A 21,212-nucleotide genomic window follows, 5' to 3' on the forward strand; every position below is an offset into this window, starting at 1 on the left:
CCCTACCCCGGCAGCGACCGGTCCCCGACAGAGCGCGGGAATCCCGTCCGCGCGCCCCTACAGTCCCCACCATGAGGTGGACGCTGCGCTCGGCTGCCGGACTCGTCGTACTCGTGACGGCCCTGGTGGCCGGGGCGGCGAGCGCCGCCGCGGCGCCCGACGACGGCGGCCTGGGTCTGACCCTGCGGGCCGGGCAGGCAGACTACCGCGCCGGTGACCAGGTCCGCCTGGACCTCACCGTCACGAACTCCACCGGGTCGGCGTGCGCGCTGCCCACCACCGCCGTCGGCACCGTCCAGATAACCGGGGTACGCCGGGACGGGCGCGACCTCACGCCCACGCTCGCCCGTAGCTTCCACGACGACGGGATCGCCGCCGCGGCCACCGCCGGTCTGACCACTGTCGAGCCCGGAGCGACCGCGACCGTGACGCTGACCGGGGTGCGACTGGCTGACGCACCCGGCGAGGTCGTGCTCCGCTCGGTGGCGGCCACCGGGGACGGCGGCGGTCTCGACTCGCTCTGGCCGGTCGGCGCTCCCGGCCGGTACGAGGTGACGGCCGGCTACGTGCCGCTGCCGGTCACCGGCGCGGTCGACCCTTGCGACGGTGCCACGGCCCTGCGGGGCACCACGTTCACGGTCGGCGACGGCGGCGCGTCCGGCCGCCGCTGGATCTGGGCGGCGGCCGGCGCACTGCTGCTGGTGCTGCTCCTGGTCGCGCTGGTGATCCTGCTGCGGCTACGCCGCCGACCGACGGCCGCGACCGTGGTCCTGCTGCTGGTGGCGGTCGGCGCGCTGGTCGGCGGCGGGGCCCGCCCGGCCCGAGCCGACTACACGGTCGACCCGACCTCCGGGGTGCCGATCAAGGGCGTCGACTTCCAGGCCGCCGTGGACGGCTGCCTGAGCGGGTTCGCCGCGCCGGGCGGGGACCCGTCCGGCCTGCTGCCCCGGCTCAAGGACAAGAAGAGCCCGAAGGTGCGCATCATCCCCACCCCGGGTGGCTCCGGCGCGTTCGAGACGCCGGACGGCCCCGACGGCAAGGGCTCGTCGACCGTCACCTGGAACCCGACCTCCACCGACCCGTACGACGACGGGGTGGCCCGGGACCCCTGCGCCGCGCTCTACCACGAGTTGAACCACGCCGACGACATCTCCCGCGACGCGGTGCCGGCGGGCGAGTGCGGGAGCACCGGCATTCCGACCGCCGAGGTGCGGGCGACGTTGGCGGAGAACCGCTACCGGGTGGCCAAGGGCCTGCCGCCCCGTACGGAGTACAAGGGCAAGCCGCTGCCGAAGAGCCTCGACGACTGCAAGAAGCCGCCCAAGAAGACGCCCCCGCCGAAGGGGCCGGTGAAGCTCTGCGAGGACGGCGCGGACTGCGGCGGTAGCAACGGCGACCCGCACCTCGTCACGTTCGACCGGGTCGCCTACGACTTCCAGGCCGTCGGCGAGTTCACCCTGGTCGCCGCGGTCGGCGGTGACCCGCTGGAGGTCCAGGTCCGGCAGTCACCGATGGCGGGCTCCCGCTCCGCCTCGGTCAACTCGGCGGTCGCGTTCCGGATCGGCGTCCACCGGGTCGCGCTCACCCTCACCGACGGCACGACCCGGGTGCACGTCGACGGCACGCCGGTCGCCGCGCCGCCGGAGCGGACCGACCTGGCCGGCGGCAACCTCACCCGCCGCCCGTCCGACACGGGCGAGACCGACGGGTACGACGTGACCTGGCCGGACGGTTCGGCGGCGGCGGTGGACCAGATCGGCCGCTACGGCTACCGGGTGCTCGTGCGGCTGGCCGACGGCCGGGCCGGGAAGGTACGCGGCCTGCTCGGCGACTTCGACGGCGACCCGGCCGACGACATCACGCCCGCCGGCGGCGCGGCCCTCGCCCAGCCCGTGCCGTTCAGCACGCTCTACCCGGCGTACGCGGACAGTTGGCGGATCACCCCGGACCGCTCGCTGTTCGCCTATGGCGACGGCGAGGACACCACCACGTTCACCGACCGGACCTTCCCCGAGCGGGAGGTGAGCGTCGCCGACCTCGACCCGGCCCGGCGTGCCGCCGCCGAACGGATCTGCCGGTGGGCCGGCGTCACCGCCGCGGGTCCGCTCGCCGACTGCGTCTTCGACGTAGCCGTCAGCGGACGTGGTGAGTTCGCCGTCGCCGGGGCCACCACCGAACGGATCGCCCCGCCGACCGCCGCGTCGATCACCGCCGTACCGTTCGCGACCGCCAGCCTCACGCCGGGCGGCGAGCCGCTGACCTTTCCCGGTCGTGCCGGCGACTCCGTCTTCGTCGACGTCACCGCGCCCGGCATGGCCGACCGCTGCTCGCCGTACGTGCTGACCGACCCGACCGACCGGCTGATCGGGGCCGGCTGCGCCATCGACGGTGTCGGGTACATCGACCGCGTCGATCTCACCACCACCGGCCCGTACGCCGTGCGGGTAACCGCCGCCCCCGGAGACACCGGACGAGCCGCCGTCCGTGTGTACGTGGCCCGGGACGTCGACGGCACGCTGCAGGCGAACGGTCCCGAGGTCACCGCGACCCTGGAACAGCCCGGCGCGGCGGCCCGGTACCGGTTCGCCGGGCAGCAGGGCGAGCGCGTCTACGTCGAGGTGCCCACGAGCGCACTTCCCAACCAGTGCACCCCGCTGGAACTGCGCGACACCGAAGACCGGCTGCTGAACAGCGGCTGCGTGATCAACGGCGTCGGCGAGATCGACGGCACGCTGTTGCCCGCCGACGGGACGTACACGGTGGTGGTCGATCCGACCGGACGCACCACCGGCACGACCACACTGCGGCTGGTCAGCAGCCGCGACCGGGCGGCGACGATCACCGTTGGCGGTCCGCCGGTCGTCGCCACCGTCGACCGGCCCGGGGCGGTGACGAGCTACCGGTTCACGGCCGCCGCCGGCACGTCGGTGAGTCTGACCGCGACCGCCTCCGACCTGCCCGACCAGTGCGGCGTGCTGGAGCTGCGTGCCCCCGACGGCAGCCCGATCACCAGCGGCTGCGTGATCAACGGAGCCGGCGACATCGGGCCGACGACGCTGCCAGCCGCCGGCACGTACACGGTGGTGGTGAACCCGTCCGGGCCCGCGACCGGCCGGGTCACGCTGGTGCTGCGGTGATCGAAAGTCGCTAGGTGCTGCGACTCGTCGGGCGGCACGGGTCTAGGTTCTTCGCGGTTGGTATCGACGACGGTCGGGGGTACGGGGTGGGCGACGAGAAGCTCGACGATGTGAGCGTCCGGGACGGGTTCGATCTGCTGGTCACGCCCGACGTCCGGTTCACGCGGTTGCTGCGACGGGAGATGCTGCGGCTGAGCTACCTGTTCCTCCTCTCGGGCCTGCTGTTGTCCATCACGAGTCTCGGCACGTTCACGGCCGATGGTGGCTGGCTCTTCGCCGGGCTGTTCGGCCTCCCGTTCGGGGTGGTCTGGTTCATCGCAGGGCTGATCACCGGCGCGGCGTACCTGCGACGGCACGCCGAGTTGAGCGCGCCGGTGCGGTACGTGTTCACCGCGGAGGCCATCGAGTGGCACACCGCCCATGCCGCGTTGCGGTTGCCGTGGACGGCGATCAGGCACGCCGTCCGGCTACGGGAGGCGTACCGACTCGACTGCGCAGACCAGCAGCCCCGCTACCTGTGCCGCACGACACTGACGCCGACCGAGGACGCGCGGGTGACGGCGTACCTCGATGAGCGGTTGGCCGCGCGGCTCGCCACCAAGGCGTCCGTGCGGCCGATGCCGCCGGTCGGCGCCGGCTCGTAGGCGGGCCGCCCGGGCGAGGTCCCGATCCGTCGACCGACCATCGGTACGGCTACTGCCGCTTGGGGAGCAGCAGTTCCTCGTGGTCGAGTTCCCGCTCGAGCACCCGCAGCTCCTCGTCCGGAAGCCGCCCGGAGTCGCGCCAGCGCACCAACTCCTCGCGCTGCGCGTCGAGGGCGGTACGGCGGACCCGCAGCGCCGTCTCGTACTGCGGTGAGGTCGGTATCTCCGTCGACTCGCTCTGTTCGAGCAGGTCGAGACGGCCGCGGTAACGCGCGAGGCGGGCCAGCAACTGGGTACGGGTGGTGTTGACGGCGACCGCGCTGTCCGGCTCGGCGGCGGCGACCTCGTCGAGACGGGTCAGAGCCGCCTCGACCGCCGCGGAGCGGGCCTCGTTGCGTACCCGGGCCTGGTCGGTTGCGTTGGCGCGCAGGCCGAGCATCCGCACGAGCGGTGCGAAGGTCAGACCCTGCCCGACGAGCGTCACGAGGACGACCACGAAGGTGCAGAACAGCAGCAGGTCGCGGTCGGGAAAGGGCGACCCGTCGTCGGTGGTCAGCGGCAGGGTGAAGATCGCGGCGAGGCTGATGACGCCGCGCGTGCCGGACCAGCTCAGCGCCACCACCTCGCGGGAGTTGAGTCGGCGGGCGTTGCGGTCGGCCCGCGCCACCTGCCGGGCGCTGTTCGGCTCGTCGGCGTCGTCCTGCTCGGAGACGCCGCCGAGGCGGGTGTGCAGGGACCGGGGGAGCGACTGGGTCAGCACCAGCCACGCGGGACGCAGGAGCAGCACCACTCCCACGGACACCGCGACGGCGGTGACGATCGTCGACGTGTCGTACTGGCGCAGCCCCTTGACGACCTCGGGGAGCTGCTGGCCGATCAGCAGGAAGACGAAGCCTTCGAGGAGGAAGTCGACGAGACGCCACACCGCGCTGGTCTGGAGCCGGGCGGCCCCGGACCCGACCTGCGGCGTCTGGTGGCCGACGATCAGCCCGGCGATCACCACGGCGAGCACGCCGGAGACGTGCAACGCCTCGCCCAGCAGGTACGCCACGAACGGTGTCGCGAGCGAGATCGCGTTGGACAGCAGCGGATCCTCGGTGAGCGGGCGGGCCAGTCGTTTCGCCCAGGCGACGGCGACGCCGACGGCGACCCCGCCGACCGCCGCCAGCACGAACTGGGCTACGGCGGCGGGGAACGAGAACGTGCCACCGACGGCGGCGGCCACCGCGACGCTGAGCATCGTCAGCGCGGTCGCGTCGTTGAGCAGCCCCTCGCCCTGGATGATCGTGACCATCTTCGGCGGCAGGTTGACCCGGCGGCCCACCGCGAGGGCGGCCACCGGGTCGGGCGGGGCGACGGCGGCGCCGACCGCGATTCCGGCGGCCAGCGTCGCGCCCGCGACGAACAGGTGGAACCCGAGGCCGACGAGCAGCCCGGTGATGAGCACCAGCACCACCGAGAGGCTGACCACGATCCGCAGGTTCCGGCGGATGTCCAGCAGTGAGGAGTCCAACGCGGCGCTGTAGAGCAGTGGCGGCAGCACGACCATGAGCACCAGCTCCGGGTCGAGGCCGACGTTGGGGCCGGGCAGCAGTGCGTACACGATGCCGATGAGCGGCAGCAGCGCGGCCGCCGGCAGGCCGGTACGGGACGCCACCCACCGGACGGCGACGATGACCGCCACGGCGGCGAGCACGAACAACACCATCGAATGGGCGCTCACCTGGTGTCGTCCCCCTGGATCGGCGCGCGGATCTCGTATCGACCCTACCCGCCACCGGCGCACGGGGGACTCGTCGCGCGTGTCCGGCCTTGCCCGAGCATTGGTGCGCTTCTATAGTTGCGCGATCACCACATTCATGGCCGTGGTTACGCGGCCGGATCGTCGAAGCGCTTCGACGATTCGTCGTTCAGGCCCGTCAGCCGGGTGTCGAGCCTGGCCACGCCGGTCTTGGCGCTGAATCGCGCCTGTCGTACGACATGAGGAGAAACCGCATGCGGAAGTGGCGCCTTCGGCGCGGAATCACCGCGCTCGCGCTCGCCCTGCTCGTCCTGCCGACCGTTCCCGGCACGGCACACGCCGACCCCACCTACCCGTTCCGTGACCCGCACCTGCCCGTCCAGGTCCGGGTCGACGACCTGCTCGGCCGGCTCACCCTGGACGAGAAGATCTCCTGGCTGCACCAGTACCAACCGGCCGTTCCCCGGTTGGGCATCGGCCTGTTCAAGACCGGCACCGAGGCGCTGCACGGCGTCGCCTGGTCGACCGACATCGACAACAGCGGCGCGGTGGTCAAGGCCCGGGGTACGTCCTTCCCGCAGCCGGTGGGCATGGCGAGCACCTGGAACCCGGATCTGATCCAACGGGTGGGGTCGGCCGTGGGTGACGAGGCGCGCGGCTACCACGCGCAGAACCCGAGGGTCTGGGGCCTCAACCTGTGGGCGCCGGTGGTCAACCTGCTCCGCGACCCACGCTGGGGTCGCAACGAGGAGGGGTACTCGGAGGACCCGCTGCTCACCGCGAAGATCTCCACCGCGTACGGCTCGGGGATGACCGGGGGCGACCCGGACCACCTCAAGAGTGCGCCGACCCTGAAGCACTACCTGGCCTACAACAACGAGGTGCGGCGTGACACCACCTCGTCGAACGTCCCGCCCCGGGTGCTCAACGAGTACGACCGGGCCGCGTTCAAGCCGGCCATCACCGCCGACGCGGCGACCGGCGTGATGGCCTCGTACAACCTGGTCAACGGCCGCCCGGCGACGGTGGACCCGGACCTGGCGACGGTGGTACGTGGCTGGACCGACCGGCCCCTGATGAACGTCACCGACGCGTGGGCGCCGAACAACCTCGTCGCCTCGCAGGGGTACTACCCGACCCAGGCCGAGGGGAACGCGGCGATCGTCAAGGCCGGCCTCAACAGCTTCATCACCGACGACACCAACGCTCAGCCGACCGTCACCGCCATCAAGCAGGCCCTCGCCAGCGGCCTGCTCACCGAGGCGGACATCGACGCCCGGATCGCCGAGATCCTGAACCTGCGCATGCGACTCGGCGAGTTCGACCCGGGCGGTGGCCGGTACGGCGGCATCACCCCGGACGTCATCAACAGCCCGGAACACCAACGGCTGGCCCGTCAGGCCGCCGGCGAGGCGATGGTGCTGCTCAAGAACTCGCGGCAGGCGCTGCCGCTGAACCCGGCCCGGACCCGCAAGGTGGCCGTGCTCGGTCCGCTCGCCGACACCCTCTACACCGACTGGTACGGCGCCGACCTGCCGTACCAGGTGACCGCGCTGGACGGCATCCGCGAGCGGTTGGGCAGCTCGGCCAGCGTCGACGGGCTCGACGGTGCGGACCGGATCGCGCTGAGGGACCCGTCCACCGGCCGGTACGTGACGGCCACCGGCACCACCGACGCGGACCCGGTCGCCGCCACCGGCACCGACGCCTCGCTCGCGGCCCAGTTCGACAGCGTCGACTGGGGACAGAACGTGGTGACGCTGCGCAACGCCGCCAACGGCCGCTACCTCGGCTACAACTGGGGGCCGTTCGTCACCCGGGACGAGCAGCCGAACGGTTGGTACGTCCAGCAGCAGTTCACGCTGGAGCCGCAGGCCGACGGGACGGTCGCGGTGCGCTACGCCGGCTACGAGACCAAGGAGAGCTGGTTCGGCGTCAACACCTACGTCACCGTCGGCGACGACGGCGCGCTCAAGCTCGGCGCAGCCACCGCGGCGGACGCCACCCACTTCCAGCGTGAGGTGATCAGCAGCGGGGTCGACCGTGCCGTGGCGGCGGCCAAGGCGGCCGACACCGCCGTCCTGGTCGTCGGCAGCAACCCGTTCATCAACGGGCGCGAGGCGCACGACCGCACCTCGATGGCGTTGAGCGCGGGTCAGGAGGCGCTGGTCAAGGCCGTCACCAAGGCCAACCCGCGGACGGTGCTGGTGCTCCAGACCAGCTACCCGGTCACGATCGACTGGGAGCAGGACCACGTGCCGGCGATCGTGTGGACGACCCACGCGGGAGCGGAGACGGGTCACGCCGTCGCCGACGTCCTGTTCGGCGACCGCAACCCGTCCGGCAAGCTCACCCAGACCTGGTACCGCTCGGACCGGCAACTCCCGCCGGACCTGCTGGAGTACGACATCATCTCGTCCGGGCAGACCTACCTGTACAGCACCGCGAAGCCGCTCTACCCGTTCGGCCACGGGCTGTCGTACACCGGGTTCCGGTACGGCCAGCTCCGCGCGGACGCCCGTTCGGTCGGGGCGGACGGCACCATCACGGCCCGCGTCGACGTGACCAACACCGGTAGCCGGGCCGGCTCCGAGGTCGTCCAGCTCTACAGCCACCAGCGCAGCTCGCGGGTGAAGACGCCGATCCGGGCGCTCAGGTCGTTCCAGCGGGTGGAGCTCGCTCCCGGCCAGACCCGCACCGTCACGCTGCGGGTGCGCGCCGCCGACCTCGCCAACTGGGACGTCACCCGGAGCCGGTGGGTGGTCGAGTCGTCCGCGTACGACCTGATGGTCGGCGCGAGCGCCACGGACGTCCGGGCCCGCACGGCGGTCACGGTACGCGGTGAGACGATCCCGGCCCGGGACCTGTCCCGGACGACCCGCGCCGAGAACTTCGACGGGTACGCGGGGGTCCGGCTCGTCGACGAGACGAAGGTACGCGGCACGGCGGTGGGCGCGACCGCCGCCGGACAGTGGATCTCGTTCGCGAAGTCCGCCCTGCGACCGGGCAACCACACCCTGACGGCGCGGGTCGCCAAGGCCACGGCGGGCACCGGCAGCATCCAGGTGCGGCTGGGCTCGCCCACCGGTCGGCTCCTCGGTACGGCCACCGTGCCGAGCACCGGCGACGACTACCGGTACGTCGACGTCAGTGCCGACGTGGCCCGGGTCGCCGGGACCCACGACGTCTACCTGGTGTTCGACTCTCCGCTGCGGTTGGCGGACTTCTCGCTGCGGTGATCCGGACGGCTCGGGCCGGGGTGTCGGTATGCCTCGGCCCGAGCCGATCCGAATTCATCTGATGATCGACGATCAAGCCTAGGTCGGGTCGTCTGTTTCGCGCCTTTGGTAGGCATTTAGACATAGATGGGACCCAATCTCGTATTGCATTCGTCACACGTCTGACATACGCTCCGCCCAAGACTTCGTAGCGATTGGCAAAAGAGTGCGGTGGGGCGGCATCCCCCGTCCCCCGCCGACCCTCGGTGGCGTCGCTGTTTCCTGCTCGTCGCTCGATGCACGTCCCACGCACCACGTCGACGACAAGTGAGAAAGGACAGCACGTGAGACCAGCCGTATCCACCACCCGAACGGCCCTGCTCGCGGCGGCGCTCGTCGCCGCCACGCTGCCGGCCGTGGTGATCAGTCAAACGCCGGCCTCGGCCGCGGTCCAGGCGACGTACTACGTCGCCCCCGACGGTAACGACTCCAACGCGGGCACCCTGGCGGCACCGTTCAAGACGGTGCAACGCGCGCGGGACGTCGTCCGGACTGTTAACGCGAACATGTCCGGCGACATCGACGTCTACCTGCGCGGCGGCAGATACCCGGTCACCAGCACCGTCGAGTTCGGTGCCAGCGACTCCGGCACCAACGGCTACCGGATCAGCTACGCCGCCTACCCCGGCGAGACCCCCATCCTCGATGGCGGCGTCCCGGTGACGGGATGGACCCAGCACAGCGGCAACATCTGGAAGGCGCCGCTGGATCGCAGCACCAAGCTGCGCACGCTCTACGTCAACGACAAGCGGGCGCAGATGGCGACCAAGACCGTCAGCTCGGCGGGGTGCTACGGGACCTACAACGTCACCGCCGGTCAGGCATCCTGGGCGTGGGAGTCGGGCTCCCAGTGTGACGGCGCGAAGTACAGCCAGAACGACTTCCCCGCCATCCCCCGCAACCAGGACGACATCGAGATCGAGACGGGCACGACCTGGACCACGGCCATCGTGGGGGTCCGTCAGGTGACCACCGACGGCTCGAACCGGGTCGCCCTGTTCCAGCAGCCGGGCGCGGCCATCGCGCAGGGCGCGTTCAACGGCAACGCCCAAATCAACGGCAGCCACAAACTCATGAACGCGTACGAGTTCCTGGACGCGCCCGGCGAGTTCTACTTCGACAAGGGCACCAAGACGGTCTACTACTACAAGGCCAGCTCCGAGGACATGACGAACGCGTCGGTGTACGCGCCGAACAACGTCACCACCGTGCTGCGGGTCGCCGGCACCTCGACCACCAGCCACGCCCGCAACATCACGTTCTCCGGCCTGACCGTGCAGCACTCCGACTGGAACCTGTTCAACGTCGCCGGCTCGTCCTTCAAGCAGGCGCAGCAGGGCAACCTCGGCGCGCAGGCGTACGCGAAGGGCAACTTCCACGTCTACTACTACCGCAACGTCGACGTCACGCCCGGCATCGTCCAGGTGCAGAACGCCGACGGGATCCTGCTGCAACGCAACCGGGTCCAGCACACCGGGGCCGACGGCATCAGCATGGTCAACGACGTACAGAACTCGCAGTTGATCGGGAACTACACCAACGACGTAGCCGGGTCCGCCATCGATGTCGGCCATCCCCAGCACGTCTACATCGGAGACGGCACGTCGAGCAACCGGGAGAAGTACCTCCCGCAGGTCGAGGGGCTGCCGAAGAACATCGAGATCAAGAACAACTATCTGTACGACAGCGCGGTCCTGTTCAACGGGCACAGCCCCATCTCGGCGTACTTCGTCGACACCCTGACGATCCAGCGCAACCGGATCGAGAAGTCCCCCTGGTCGGGCATCACGATGGGCTGGGGCTGGTGGAACTTCGACGGGTCATCGGGCTCGATCGCGCCCAACCGGCCGACCACGACGGCGCGGAACAACACCATCAGCTACAACCACATCATCGACACGGTCCAGCGCCTCAGTGACACTGCGCCCATCTACACGCTGGGCAGCCAGCCCGGTACCACGATCACCAACAACTACCTCCAGGGTGTGCCCTCGGGCCACAAGTACGGCCTGCACCCCGACGAGGGTTCGGCGTACATCACCTTCCGGGACAACGTCCTGAGCATCGACAAGAACGTCACCTGGATGATCAATTCCGACGACTTCGGTCGGAAGCACGACCTGAGCATCACGCAGATCTACGGCCCGATCAACAAGGTGTCGAACAAGAACCTGCCGAACAGTACGGTCGCCGACATCCTCGTCTCCTCCGACTACGTCTGGCCGGCGGCGGCGTACGGCATCGCGGCGAACTCGGGCCTCGAGGACGCCTACCGGGACATCATCCCGGCCAGCAGGTTCTCCGTATCCAACTACGTGCTGCCGGCCAGCACGTACGTCACCAGCGCCACGGCGACGATCCCGATCCGGAGCACCGGCGACGCCGGCAAGTCGGTCTGGCTGGCACCGTTGGGCACCACCACCTTCACGGCCGGGGCGACGATGACCAGGGCAGCCGGTAACGCCACGTCCATCGCCGTGCCGTCGACCCAGGGCGAGTACCGCCTCTACGTCGTCGACGCACAGGGCAACCGCTCGGCCGAGTCGACCTCCCTCGTCCGGCAGCAGAGCGGCGGCGGTACCCAGCAGGGCGGGCAGCTCGTGGGCGGCCAGTCCGGCCGCTGCATCGAGGTCCCCAACTCCTCGACCACCAACGGCACCCAGGTGCAACTCTGGGACTGCGGCAGCGGCACCAACCAGCGGTGGACCTCCACGTCCAGCAAGCAGCTGATGGTGTACGGCAACAAGTGCCTGGACGCCTCGGGGGCGGGCACGGCAAACGGCACCCAGGTCATCATCTGGGACTGCCACGGTGGCGCGAACCAGCAGTGGAACATCAACAGCAACGGCACCATCACGAACGGCCAGTCCGGGCTCTGTCTCGATGCCAACGGCGCGGCCAGCGCCAACGGCACGAAGATCATCCTTTGGTCGTGCAACGGTGGCGCCAACCAGCGGTGGACGCTGCGTAGCTAGCGGTCTACAGCCGGGGCCGGGCCGCTTTTCGGTCCGGCCCCGGCTACTTCTGGTAGCCGTAGTTGTCGCAGGTCCGGCGGCCCAGGACGCAGTTCTTGGTGCGCTTGTTCATGGTGTCGACGTCCCACATCACGAACGCGTCGCCGTGCATCGACGAGGCGCTCTTGCCCGCCTTGTCGGAGGAGAGGTAATAGCCCGCCGGGGTGCCCCTGGCCGGGTACTGGATGTCGAAGGTGATCGCCGGAATCCGGACCGGGTGGCCGGGCGGGCAGGTACCGCCGCTGCCGTACGCCACATGGTCCTTGTGGTTGGGGCTGTCCAGGTGCTTGCCGTCCCAGCAGTCCGGGAACTGCAGCATGAAGTGCAGCGTGGCGGTCCCGCCGCAGATCGGCCAGTTGCCGTTGGTGCTGCGGGCGACGCCGTCGAGGTCGCCGGGGCCGTAGAAGGCGCAGTAGAACTGGCCGGTCGCGCCGCGCGGTGTCGGCTGCTTCTTCTTGGCGTCCCCGGAGATCATGCGCAGGCCGTTGGGCATGGGCATCTGGCCGGTCGAGTTCTTCGCGAGCGAGCGGTAGTAGACCCGGAAGCCGGTGGTCTCGACCGGCTTGCCGGTCGCGTTGTCATAGAGCGTGGGCACCCAGTACGCCGAGTGGTCCTGCACCGGTTTGCAGGACGTGGCCGTGAACTTCGTCAGGTCACCGGCGACGGTGTTCGCGTCGACGGCCTTGTTGCCGACGAAGGAGTGCATGTGTGAGGCGCCCGGGAGGCCGGGGGCCACGATCGGGTCGTCCGGCAGCCGGTGGCTGTACTGGCAGTCCGCCCGGAACTCCGGAAGATCGCCTACACCGGCCGGGACGGGGTCGATCTTCAACGCCCGGTACGCGTCGGCCTGCGCCTTCCAGGCCACACGATCGATCGGAACCCAGCCGGTGACGGGGGTCTTCGATGCGGCAGCGGTCGATGGTGTCGCACCGGTCGACGGAGTCGTGGAGCCCGAAGGTGTCGCGGAGGCAGACACCGCCGTTCCGGGCGACTCTGCCTGCCCAGCCGACGGCGACGGGTCTCCGACGGTATTGGCGACGTTCGACGGCTCGGGCTGGGCTGCACCGTTGCCCAGGTACACGGCCCCGGCCGCGACGACGAGCACCACGGCCGCGCCCGCGGCGACGCCCAGCCTCTTGTGGGTGGCCCACCCCGGCGGACGATGACGTGGCGGCAGCGGGCCTTCGTACGACACGGATCACTCCCAACGAACACACGACAGGCTGACCCAAACGGTCACGGGCCGCCGTATGGTAGGCGCTCGCCGCGCGTGCCGGACAGGGTCTTTAAACGCTCTTAATCAAGCCGGTCCGGGCGCACGTCTGGACGAAAAATGGGTAATGCTGGGCGATGAAGTCGACCTGGAAGCCCCACGAGAAGCACGGCGGCCTGACTGACAAGGACAAGCGCGAGCTGCCGGAGACCGTCTTCGCCTTCCCCGGCAAGCGCAAGGAGCCGATGACCGACGCGGGCCACGTCCGCAACGCCATCGCCCGTTTCGACCAGGTGCAGGGCGTCACCGACGAGGACCGCGACCTGGCCTTCCAGAACATCCTCGCGGCCGCCAAGCACTACGGCGTGGAGGTCGCCGAGACGAACTGGAAGCAACTCGGCAAACTGCCGCACACCCCGAACCCCGCGCACTGAGCGCGGACCGGGGATGGGTTCCGAGGCCCGTTCGCGGGCGTGTTAGCGTGCTCGTCGTTGTCAGCGAGCGCCGCTAGCTCAACTGGCAGAGCAGCGGACTCTTAATCCGCGGGTTCGGGGTTCGAGTCCCTGGCGGCGCACCAACGATCAAGGCCCTGACCTGGTGGTTCACACTGGGTCGGGGCCTTTTTCGCGTACGTGGGTGGTGGGCGTCGCTCGCTGGCCCGCCCAACACCACGGTGGGGCTGAACCGCCGCGCTGACCGCGATCTCCCGCCGTCTCACGCTCACTCCTTCTACCGCCTTCTCGGCCGCGACCACTGATCGCGTACTTGCTCTGCGACGTCTGGTGGCGTCGGTGCCGTGCCGGTAGGTTCAACCCTCCTGAGAGCTCTCGCGGCCAGGTGGAGGGATCCAGCAGCGTGTCGCAGGTCGAGAAAATCACTACGGAGCTACGTACGCTGGCGGCCGGGGTCGAACGTGCGCAGGGTCTGGCTGCCGCTGCTGATCAGCAGGCGCAGGAGATCGCGCTGCGCGCGGCGGGTGCCGGGTTCGCTGCCGTCGCTGTCGGTATGGCGCGGGTGCGCGGAGCCATTGCCGCCATCCGGGGTGGACTGGGTGATCTGACCGGGGCTGTCGGTGATGCCACGAAGGCGGCCGCTGGTGTTCCCCAGCTGGCCAGTCCGAGGGAGACCATCAGCGGGTTGACTCCGGTGCAGAGTGCGGTCGACGGCATCCGTGACCAGACGACCGCCACTGTCACCCAGGTCGGTGAGACGCAGCAGCTTGTTGTCGGGGTCTTGCAGGGTGGGCAGCCTGGGCCGCTGCTGCAGGCTCTGGAGGCCGTCAAGCAGGTGCTTGTCCTGCTGGTGCAGCGCACCGCCACCACCCGTCAGGCGGTTGACGCGGCGATCGCTGAGGCACGACGGCTGGGGTCGTCGGGAAACTGAGCGGGGCTGGCGGCGCTGTACCGACCAGCCCTGCCTCGGTTCCCACACCGTCACCCGGCGGGGGCGTGACGACGGCGTGGACGCGCAAGCCGACCGGAGAGCCGGGCGGGTCGCCTACCGGTCGGCGTACCCGGATTCCTCTGAGAGAGGACGAACGCGTGCGGCGCTCCCTGGAACTGGAGAACCAGTGCGCCGATACCGTCGCTGCCCAGGGGTACCGACTCCACCAGAACCCGACCCGGCAGGAGGTCGCTGACGCCCGGCTAGGTACCGGTGATTCTGGGAACCGGGCAAGGATCCCGACTACCTGATCGAGGAAAACGTCTTCGACTGTCACTCCCCGATGCCGGCGAAGAGCGTGCGAGGCGAGGGCGGCGTGGTCCACGGCCGGGAGATGGTAGGTGCCTACTGGCGTCGACAGTGGGAGCAGCTCGAACCCACCGTCACGCCGACGGCGTTCAGTACGGAGGCCGACGGCCGTATTGCCGTCACCGTTCATCAGGTGGTACACGACAAGACCGGAGCGAAAATCGCCGACCACACCGTCACGCATGTGTACCGCCTCGACAGGGGGTCGGTTTCCGAGATGGAGATCCGGGAGTGACGTAGGGAGCCAAGGAGGCATCGTGGTCGCCGAACCCGCTGGCAGCCCGGACACGATCCTCGTCTGCATCCGGGGCAACTCCGGCTCGGGCAAGAGCAGCATCGCCCGCGAGCTACGATGGCGGCACGGCCGGGGCTGTGCCCTGGTCGAGCAGGACTACCTGCGCCGCGTCCTGCTGCGCGAGCGGGACAAGCCTGGCGGGGCGGCACCCGCCTTGATCGGACAGACCGTGCGGTTCGCGCTGGATCACGGCTACCACGTGGTCATGGAAGGCATCATGCACACCAGTCGCTACCGAAGCATGCTGACCGCGCTGCGGGACGGCCACCGCGGTCGGTCGCTGTTCTGCTACCTCGACGTGTCGCTGGCCGAGACCCTGCGTCGGCACCTCACCCGCCCGCAGGTCAGTGAGTTCACCGCCGAGCAGATGAGCGGTTGGTACGCCGCACAGGACGCCCTGGGCTGGCCCGACGAACTCGTCCTGCCCGAGACGACCGGACTCGACGGGGCCGTCGAGGCCATCGCCGTTGCCGCCGGGCTGCCCCAGGCCGGACGCGACGACGACCGGTAGAGCTGCCCGGCCGCCTCCCGGTGTCGCCGTGCGCCGCACCCCTGCCACCTGTGGCAGCATCGATCGTGCTGGGCGACGGTGGACCGCTTCACAGGAGTGCGTATGGCGTTGGGTCCCGTACTGGTGATTGGTCTTGATCCCGAACGGATCCCGGGGTGGGATCCGGCGCCGGTGGTGGCGGCGATAGCACGCGGCCAGGCCCGTTTCGTCGAGCATGGCGTCGAAGCCGATCTGTGCCTGGTGGCACCCGACGACGACGCCGAGTCCACCGTCGTCGAGGCGTTACAGCGTAAGGAATACGCCTGTGTCGTGGTCGGCGGTGGCCTCCGCAAGCACGAGCCGCTGCTCCTGCTCTTCGAGAAGGTGGTGAACCTCGTCCGGCAATGGGCACCCGGCGCGGCGATCGCTTTCAACGGCAGCCCGGTGGACACCGTCGATGCCGCGCTGCGGTGGCTGCCCCCCGATGCGGGCGAGCGTCGTACGCCTTGATCTGGTGTCCCCGAAGCTCTCAGGCCTTGGCGAACCTCGTGGTGAGTCGCTCGGTCGCCGTGACCTCGTACTTCATGTGGTAGCCGGCGGCGATCACCATCGCCTCGGCGACCTTCGCCGCGTGCTCGTGACCCTGTACGGCGGCGTTGGCGGCCAGGTCGACCGGCTGCCCGGTGGCGAGGCTGCCGGCCAGGGCGAGCAGCCGTTGGTCGTCGGCAGACAGCTGCTCGACCGCCGGTAGCGCGAGCAGCGCCGGCCAGTCGCGGATGACCGCCACCTGGATGTCGTGGCCGTCGTCGTACTCGGGGATCTGCACGACCTCGACCAGGTCCGCGAAGCCGGGTTGGTCCGGCAGCTTGGTGAAGGTCAACAGGTGTACGGCGGCCTTCATGGTGTCGGGACGGCTGATCCACGCACCGGCGCGGATCAGCGTACGCAGGCTGTCGGGGCTGAACTCGGAGGTGGACATGGCACGGGGCCTCCTTCGCCGAGGAATCCTCTCTGTCGAGTACAGCAGACGTCGACAAGAGTGGATTTCACATGCCGGATAGGTTCGCATTCGTCGGGTAAGCGTCGCGGATGTCTGCCCACCAGGAGTCGGAGGCCAGCGGCGAACCGACGGACCACGGGAAGTCCCGGATCGACCGCCTCCGAGCGCGGGCCCACCACGCGTTGCGCTCGCGGACCTGGCGGCTGCGCCTGTTCGGCCTGCTCGCGGTGCAGGCCGGCATCGCCGCGGCGATCGCCTGGTTCGTGGCGTACGAATTCTTGGGCAATCCTTCTCCCGTCCTGGCACCGACCACGGCGGTGGGCATCGTGGCCGCCTCGATGGGGTCGCGCCTGCGGCGCACCATCGAGCTGCTGGCCGGGGTGACCCTGGGGCTCGCCGTCGGCGACACGTTGATGCCGTTCTTCGGCATCGGGTTCTGGCAGACAGGTGTGGTCGTCGTCCTGGCGATCGGGGTCGCCATCCTGCTCAAGGGCGGTGGCTCGCTGCTCACCCAGGCCGGCGGCACCGCGGTGCTGATCGCCACGCTGGAACCGCCGCTACGCGACCTGTCCATCCCGCGCTTCGTCGACGCGGCGGTCGGTGGGCTCGTCGGTCTGGGTGTCGGTCTACTGGTGGCGCCGATCAATCCGCAGCGGACGCTGCTGCGGCTGGCCGAGCCGGTGGTCGGGCCGGCGGCCGACATCATGCACGAGCTGGCGACGGCGCTGCGCAGGCGTGATCTCGGGGACGCCGAACGGAGCCTGCGCGGGTTGCGGGGGCTCGACCCCCGCCTGGCCGCGCTCGACGACGGACTCAGCGCCGCCCAGGAAGTGACGCGGCTGGCACCCCTGCGGTGGCGTGAGCGCGACTCCCTGGACTTTCACACCACGGCGATCCACCACCTGGAACGGAGCCTGCACGGTTGCCGGTCACTGTGTCGGCGCCTGACCACAGCCCTGAAGGACGACGAGCCGATTCCCGAGGAGTTTCCGCAGGCCATTGACCTGCTGGCCGACGCGCTGCCTACGCTGCGCCGAGCGGTCCAGGTCGGTCGGGAGCCTCGGGAGGCCCGCGACCAGATCCTGGCCGGCGTCGAGCTGGTCGGGCGTGCGCAGGGGTTCGTGGGGGACCCGACCCGCCCGCACGTCCATCGTCTCGGCTATTCCGGGCTGGTCGCGGTGGGGGAGTACCGGGCGGCTGCCCACGACCTGCTCATCACCAGCGGGTTGGAGACCGAGAGGGCAGCGGCGTTGGTGCGGCAGGCAGTGGACCAGCACTAGGGCGAATGTCAAAGCCCCTGGCCGGCCTCCGGCGGGCCCAGACCGCCGCCTGGACTCCGCCTCGACTCGACCGAGGACTTTGACACACGCCCTAACAGGATCGAGCGGCGGAAACGGGGACGGCGAGCTCAGACCGTGCGGTGTGTGGCGAGCACGTCGAGGTAGTGCGGGTTGGTCATGACGCCCAGCACGTTGCCGAAGGGGTCCACCACGGCCGCCGTCACGAAACCCGTGTCTCCGCGGGGCGTGATCGGCTGGTACTCGGTGGCACCCAGCGCCAGGAGCCGGTCCACGGTGGCGGCGAGGTCGTCGACGTGCCAGTGCATGACCGCGCCCCCGGGCCCGCTCGCCGCGCCCGGGGGAGCGTACCGGCGGTCGATGATGCCCAGCTCCGCCTGGTAGTCGCCCAGGCGGAACTCGGCGTACGCGGGACGCCCGTCGGGGCCGGGCCGCGAGAAGTACGCCTCCTGGCCCAGGAATCGGGCGTACCAGTCGGTGGCCGCCGCCACGTCGTCGGCCCAGATGTTCAGGGTGGCGAATCCGCGCAGGCTCATCCGTCGTCCCTCCGTCGATGTCGTCCAGCGTGCACGCTATCGGCGGCCACCGACACACTCGCCCGGGCATCGGGACGGCGTTCGTGTAGCGGGCGGGTTCCCGGGTAGTCGCCGTCAGCCTGACGAGGGGGGGTCGGTGTGCAGACACGGTATCCGGGGATCGAGGAGCACGGCCTGATCGGTGACCTGCAGACCGCAGCGCTGATCAGCAAGGACGGCACGATCGACTGGTTCTGCGCGCCGCGCTTCGACTCGCCGAGCGTCTTCGCCGCCCTGCTCGACCGCGACAGGGGCGGGCACTTCCAGCTCTCGCCCGACGGTATCGAGTATTCGAGCAAGCAGCTCTACCTACCGGGCACGCCGATCCTGATCACCCGCTTCCACAGCGCCGACGGCGTGGGCGAGGTGTTGGACTTCATGCCCGTCACGGGCGAACAGGCCACCGACCGGCATCGGCTGGTCCGGCTGGTCCGAATGGTCCGGGGGGCCATGCCCTTCCGCTTCGACTGCCGGCCGCGGTTCAACTACGGGCGAGATCCGTACGAGTTGGAGGTCCATCCGGAGGGGGACGTCTTTCGCAGCTCTACCCTTTCGCTCACCCTGACGCCGTTCAAGGACTCGCAACGGCTTATCGACCGGAGGCTGGTCCAGCGCGACGAGGAGGGCGTGTGCTTCCGTAACGTGCTGCACGAGGGCGACATCGGTGGGGTCGTGCTGGAAACGGCCTGCCCCCACGCACCCCGGGCTCTCACCACGAAGGAAGCCTGCGAACTGCTCGCCGAAACCCGGGACCACTGGCGTCGGTGGGCCCTCCGCACGTCCTACACCGGTCGCTGGCGGGAGATGGTCGAACGGTCGGCCATGACGCTCAAGCTCATGACGTACGCCCCGACGGGCGCCCTGGTCGCCGCGCCGACGGCGGGGTTGCCGGAGCAGATCGGCGGGCCGCGGAACTGGGACTACCGCTACACCTGGATCCGCGACGCCTCGTTCTCGGTGCACGCGCTGCTCAGCGTCGGTTTCACCGAGGAGGCCGAGAAGTATCTGGCCTGGCTCGAAGCGCGCATCCGGGACGCCCACGACGGCGACGTGCCGCTGCAGATCATGTACCGCATCGACGGCTCGCCGGACCTGGCCGAGGAGGTGTTGCCGCACCTGGAGGGGTACCGCCGCTCCGCGCCGGTGCGGATCGGCAACGGCGCGGCGGGCCAGCTACAACTGGACATCTACGGCGAGGCGCTGAACTCGCTGCATCTCGCCGACCAGAGCGGGCTGATGACGTCGTACGAGGGGTGGCGCAAGACGGCCGGCCTGATGGACTGGCTCTGCGACCACTGGGACCAGCCCGAGGACGGCATCTGGGAGACCCGCTCCGGCCGGCAGGACTTCACCTATGGGCGGATGATGTGCTGGCTCGCGTTCGACCGTGCCATCCGCATCGCGCACAACAGGGGGCGTCCCGCGAGCATCACCCGCTGGGCGGACCAACGCAACGCCGTCTACGAGCAGGTCGTAGCTCGGGGATTCCATCCGGGACGGCAGGCCTTCGTGCAGCACTACCGCACCGACATCACCGACGCCTCGCTGCTCGCGATGCCCGGGGTCGGCTTCATCGCGCCGAACGATCCGATGTGGCTGTCGACGTTGCGGGCGATCGACAACGAGTTGGTGTCGGACAGTCTCGTCTACCGCTACGACCCGAAGGCCTCGCCCGACGGGCTCGCCGGCTCCGAGGGAACCTTCAGCATGTGCACCTTCTGGTACGTGCAGGCCCTCGCCCAGTCGGGTCGGCTCGACGACGCCCGGCTGACGTTCGAGAAGATGCTGACCTACAGCACGCCGTTGGGGCTCTACTCGGAGGAGATCGCCCCCACCGGCGAGCAGATCGGCAACTTCCCGCAGGCGTTCAGTCACCTCTCGCTGATCAGCACGGCCCACCACCTCAACGCGCTGCTCGACCGACAGCCGTGACATGGGTGCTCAGAAGAGGGTCAGCGGTTCGACGGGTATCGGATCGGGCAGCGCTTCGAGGCCCGGCACGCGGGCGCGCACCTCGTCGTGGAACCGGCGGGCGAGCCGCGGCGCGTCGGCGTTGTCCGGCGTGTGGACGAACACGGTGGGGGAGCGCCCCTCGCGCAGCCAGGCGGCGGTGACCTCGACCCAGCGCTGCCACCCCTCGACGGTCCGGGTGTCGTCGTCGCGGCCCAGGTAACGCACGATCGGGCGGTCGGTCAGCGCGGCGGACCGCAGCGGCACCCGGGGCTTCTTCATCCACGCGTCGCGCTCGGCGTCGCTCGTCGGCGGTCGGCTGAAGAACGCGGTCGTGTCGAAGGGGACCCATTCGGCCGACGCCGTGGTGAGGGCCTCCTCGAGCAGCCGGGTCGCGCGGGGCTCGGTGAAGAACGCGGGATGGCGGACCTCCACGGCGTACCGGTGGGAATCCGGGAGGTGCGCGAGGAACCGGCCGAGCGTGGGTACGTCGGCCGGCGCGAACGACCCCGGTAGTTGGATCCAGAGGGCGTGGACGCGTGGGCCGAGGGGCTCGATCGCGTCCAGGAAGGCGCGCAGCGGCTCGCCGACGTCGGTGAGTCGACGTTCGTGCGTGACCACCTTGGGCAGCTTCAGGACGAACCGGAAGTCGGCTTCGGTCTGCGCCGCCCAGGATGCCACGGTGTCCCGGCTCGGGGTCGCGTAGAACGTGGTGTTGCCCTCCACGGCATCGCACCAACTGGCGTAGTGCCGTAAGCGCTCTCCGGACGGCAGCGAGTGCCCCGGCCACGACCGGTGGCTCCACATCGCGCACCCCACGTGCAG

16 protein-coding genes, 1 tRNA gene and 1 pseudogene are annotated in these 21,212 nt (G+C 70.1%); 13 read left to right on the forward strand and 5 right to left on the reverse strand.

Going from position 1 to position 21,212, the window contains the following annotated elements:
• Nucleotides 1-71 precede the first annotated feature (71 nt).
• Entirely contained in the window at nt 72-3,137 is a 3,066-nt protein-coding gene (locus tag ACN269_RS25590; protein WP_421474804.1) for a VWD domain-containing protein, read from the forward strand.
• Nucleotides 3,138-3,151: 14 nt separating this feature from the next.
• Nucleotides 3,152-3,781: a hypothetical protein gene (locus ACN269_RS25595; protein ID WP_421474805.1), complete on the forward strand. Its 630-nt coding sequence runs from the start codon at nt 3,152-3,154 to the stop codon at nt 3,779-3,781.
• Between the two features lie 49 nt (nt 3,782-3,830).
• Here the strand turns inward: ACN269_RS25595 and ACN269_RS25600 are convergent, their stop codons facing one another.
• Entirely contained in the window at nt 3,831-5,489 is a 1,659-nt protein-coding gene (locus tag ACN269_RS25600) for a Na+/H+ antiporter (RefSeq protein ID WP_421476562.1), read from the reverse strand.
• Nucleotides 5,490-5,776: 287 nt separating this feature from the next.
• Between ACN269_RS25600 and ACN269_RS25605 the strand changes: the two genes are divergently transcribed.
• Entirely contained in the window at nt 5,777-8,761 is a 2,985-nt protein-coding gene (locus ACN269_RS25605) for a glycoside hydrolase family 3 C-terminal domain-containing protein (RefSeq protein ID WP_421474806.1), read from the forward strand.
• A gap of 323 nt (nt 8,762-9,084) precedes the next feature.
• Nucleotides 9,085-11,775, forward strand: a complete 2,691-nt coding sequence (locus ACN269_RS25610; protein ID WP_421474807.1) for an RICIN domain-containing protein — start codon at nt 9,085-9,087, stop codon at nt 11,773-11,775.
• Between the two features lie 43 nt (nt 11,776-11,818).
• Here ACN269_RS25610 and ACN269_RS25615 read toward each other — a convergent pair whose 3' ends face one another.
• On the reverse strand, nt 11,819-12,679 hold the full coding sequence (locus ACN269_RS25615; RefSeq protein ID WP_421474808.1) for a DUF1996 domain-containing protein: 861 nt from the start codon (nt 12,677-12,679) through the stop codon (nt 11,819-11,821).
• Nucleotides 12,680-13,164: 485 nt separating this feature from the next.
• Here ACN269_RS25615 and ACN269_RS25620 point away from each other — a divergent pair, with 485 nt between their 5' ends.
• The 7 genes and pseudogenes from ACN269_RS25620 to ACN269_RS25650 all read left to right on the forward strand — a co-directional run bounded on the left by ACN269_RS25620 (nt 13,165) and on the right by ACN269_RS25650 (nt 16,074).
• On the forward strand, nt 13,165-13,461 hold the full coding sequence (locus ACN269_RS25620; protein WP_421474809.1) for a DUF6582 domain-containing protein: 297 nt from the start codon (nt 13,165-13,167) through the stop codon (nt 13,459-13,461).
• A 67-nt stretch (nt 13,462-13,528) separates the two neighbouring features.
• Nucleotides 13,529-13,604 (forward strand) — tRNA-Lys (locus ACN269_RS25625).
• A 278-nt stretch (nt 13,605-13,882) separates the two neighbouring features.
• Nucleotides 13,883-14,410: a DUF6244 family protein gene (locus ACN269_RS25630; RefSeq protein WP_421474810.1), complete on the forward strand. Its 528-nt coding sequence runs from the start codon at nt 13,883-13,885 to the stop codon at nt 14,408-14,410.
• Between the two features lie 158 nt (nt 14,411-14,568).
• Nucleotides 14,569-14,777 (forward strand): annotated as a pseudogene (locus ACN269_RS25635) (hypothetical protein); the annotation flags it as partial.
• Nucleotides 14,754-15,014 (forward strand): hypothetical protein, encoded by a 261-nt coding sequence (locus ACN269_RS25640; RefSeq protein WP_421476703.1) that lies wholly within the window; start codon nt 14,754-14,756, stop codon nt 15,012-15,014. The pseudogene ACN269_RS25635 and the gene ACN269_RS25640, both read left to right, overlap by 24 nt.
• A 22-nt stretch (nt 15,015-15,036) precedes the next feature.
• Nucleotides 15,037-15,585 carry a kinase gene (locus ACN269_RS25645; RefSeq protein WP_421474811.1) on the forward strand — a complete coding sequence of 183 codons (549 nt, stop codon included), beginning with the start codon at nt 15,037-15,039 and terminating at the stop codon, nt 15,583-15,585.
• Nucleotides 15,586-15,687: 102 nt separating this feature from the next.
• Nucleotides 15,688-16,074: a hypothetical protein gene (locus ACN269_RS25650; RefSeq protein WP_421474812.1), complete on the forward strand. Its 387-nt coding sequence runs from the start codon at nt 15,688-15,690 to the stop codon at nt 16,072-16,074.
• 19 nt (nt 16,075-16,093) lie between these two features.
• Here the strand turns inward: ACN269_RS25650 and ACN269_RS25655 are convergent, their stop codons facing one another.
• A complete protein-coding gene (locus ACN269_RS25655) occupies nt 16,094-16,543 on the reverse strand; it encodes a hypothetical protein (protein WP_421474813.1) in 450 nt (149 codons plus the stop codon).
• A 110-nt stretch (nt 16,544-16,653) separates the two neighbouring features.
• Between ACN269_RS25655 and ACN269_RS25660 the strand changes: the two genes are divergently transcribed.
• Nucleotides 16,654-17,844: an FUSC family protein gene (locus ACN269_RS25660; RefSeq protein WP_421474814.1), complete on the forward strand. Its 1,191-nt coding sequence runs from the start codon at nt 16,654-16,656 to the stop codon at nt 17,842-17,844.
• Nucleotides 17,845-17,972: 128 nt separating this feature from the next.
• On the opposite strand, the gene ACN269_RS25665 is transcribed toward ACN269_RS25660, so the two are convergent.
• Nucleotides 17,973-18,398, reverse strand: coding sequence for a VOC family protein (locus ACN269_RS25665; protein WP_421474815.1), 426 nt, complete (start codon nt 18,396-18,398; stop codon nt 17,973-17,975).
• Nucleotides 18,399-18,536: 138 nt separating this feature from the next.
• On the opposite strand from ACN269_RS25665, the gene ACN269_RS25670 reads away from it, so the two are divergent.
• Complete coding sequence (locus ACN269_RS25670) at nt 18,537-20,369, forward strand: glycoside hydrolase family 15 protein (RefSeq protein ID WP_421474816.1); 1,833 nt, start codon at nt 18,537-18,539, stop codon at nt 20,367-20,369.
• Between the two features lie 9 nt (nt 20,370-20,378).
• On the opposite strand, the gene ACN269_RS25675 is transcribed toward ACN269_RS25670, so the two are convergent.
• Nucleotides 20,379-21,194: a DUF72 domain-containing protein gene (locus tag ACN269_RS25675; protein ID WP_421476564.1), complete on the reverse strand. Its 816-nt coding sequence runs from the start codon at nt 21,192-21,194 to the stop codon at nt 20,379-20,381.
• Nucleotides 21,195-21,212 lie beyond the last annotated feature (18 nt).

The sequence above is a fragment of the Micromonospora sp. WMMD736 genome (assembly GCF_049179015.1).
Taxonomy (GTDB): domain Bacteria; phylum Actinomycetota; class Actinomycetes; order Mycobacteriales; family Micromonosporaceae; genus Micromonospora.

Bases quoted from the DNA above. Each gene is read 5' to 3' on its own strand.
- ACN269_RS25640 (WP_421476703.1), top strand. From the start codon at position 14,754: ATGCCGGCGAAGAGCGTGCGAGGCGAGGGCGGCGTGGTCCACGGCCGG.
- ACN269_RS25655 (WP_421474813.1), bottom strand. From the start codon at position 16,543: ATGTCCACCTCCGAGTTCAGCCCCGACAGCCTGCGTACGCTGATCCGC.
- ACN269_RS25675 (WP_421476564.1), bottom strand. From the start codon at position 21,194: ATGTGGAGCCACCGGTCGTGGCCGGGGCACTCGCTGCCGTCCGGAGAG.
- ACN269_RS25620 (WP_421474809.1), top strand. From the start codon at position 13,165: ATGAAGTCGACCTGGAAGCCCCACGAGAAGCACGGCGGCCTGACTGAC.
- ACN269_RS25590 (WP_421474804.1), top strand. From the start codon at position 72: ATGAGGTGGACGCTGCGCTCGGCTGCCGGACTCGTCGTACTCGTGACG.
- ACN269_RS25600 (WP_421476562.1), bottom strand. From the start codon at position 5,489: ATGGTGTTGTTCGTGCTCGCCGCCGTGGCGGTCATCGTCGCCGTCCGG.
- ACN269_RS25660 (WP_421474814.1), top strand. From the start codon at position 16,654: ATGTCTGCCCACCAGGAGTCGGAGGCCAGCGGCGAACCGACGGACCAC.
- ACN269_RS25605 (WP_421474806.1), top strand. From the start codon at position 5,777: ATGCGGAAGTGGCGCCTTCGGCGCGGAATCACCGCGCTCGCGCTCGCC.
- ACN269_RS25665 (WP_421474815.1), bottom strand. From the start codon at position 18,398: ATGAGCCTGCGCGGATTCGCCACCCTGAACATCTGGGCCGACGACGTG.
- ACN269_RS25650 (WP_421474812.1), top strand. From the start codon at position 15,688: ATGGCGTTGGGTCCCGTACTGGTGATTGGTCTTGATCCCGAACGGATC.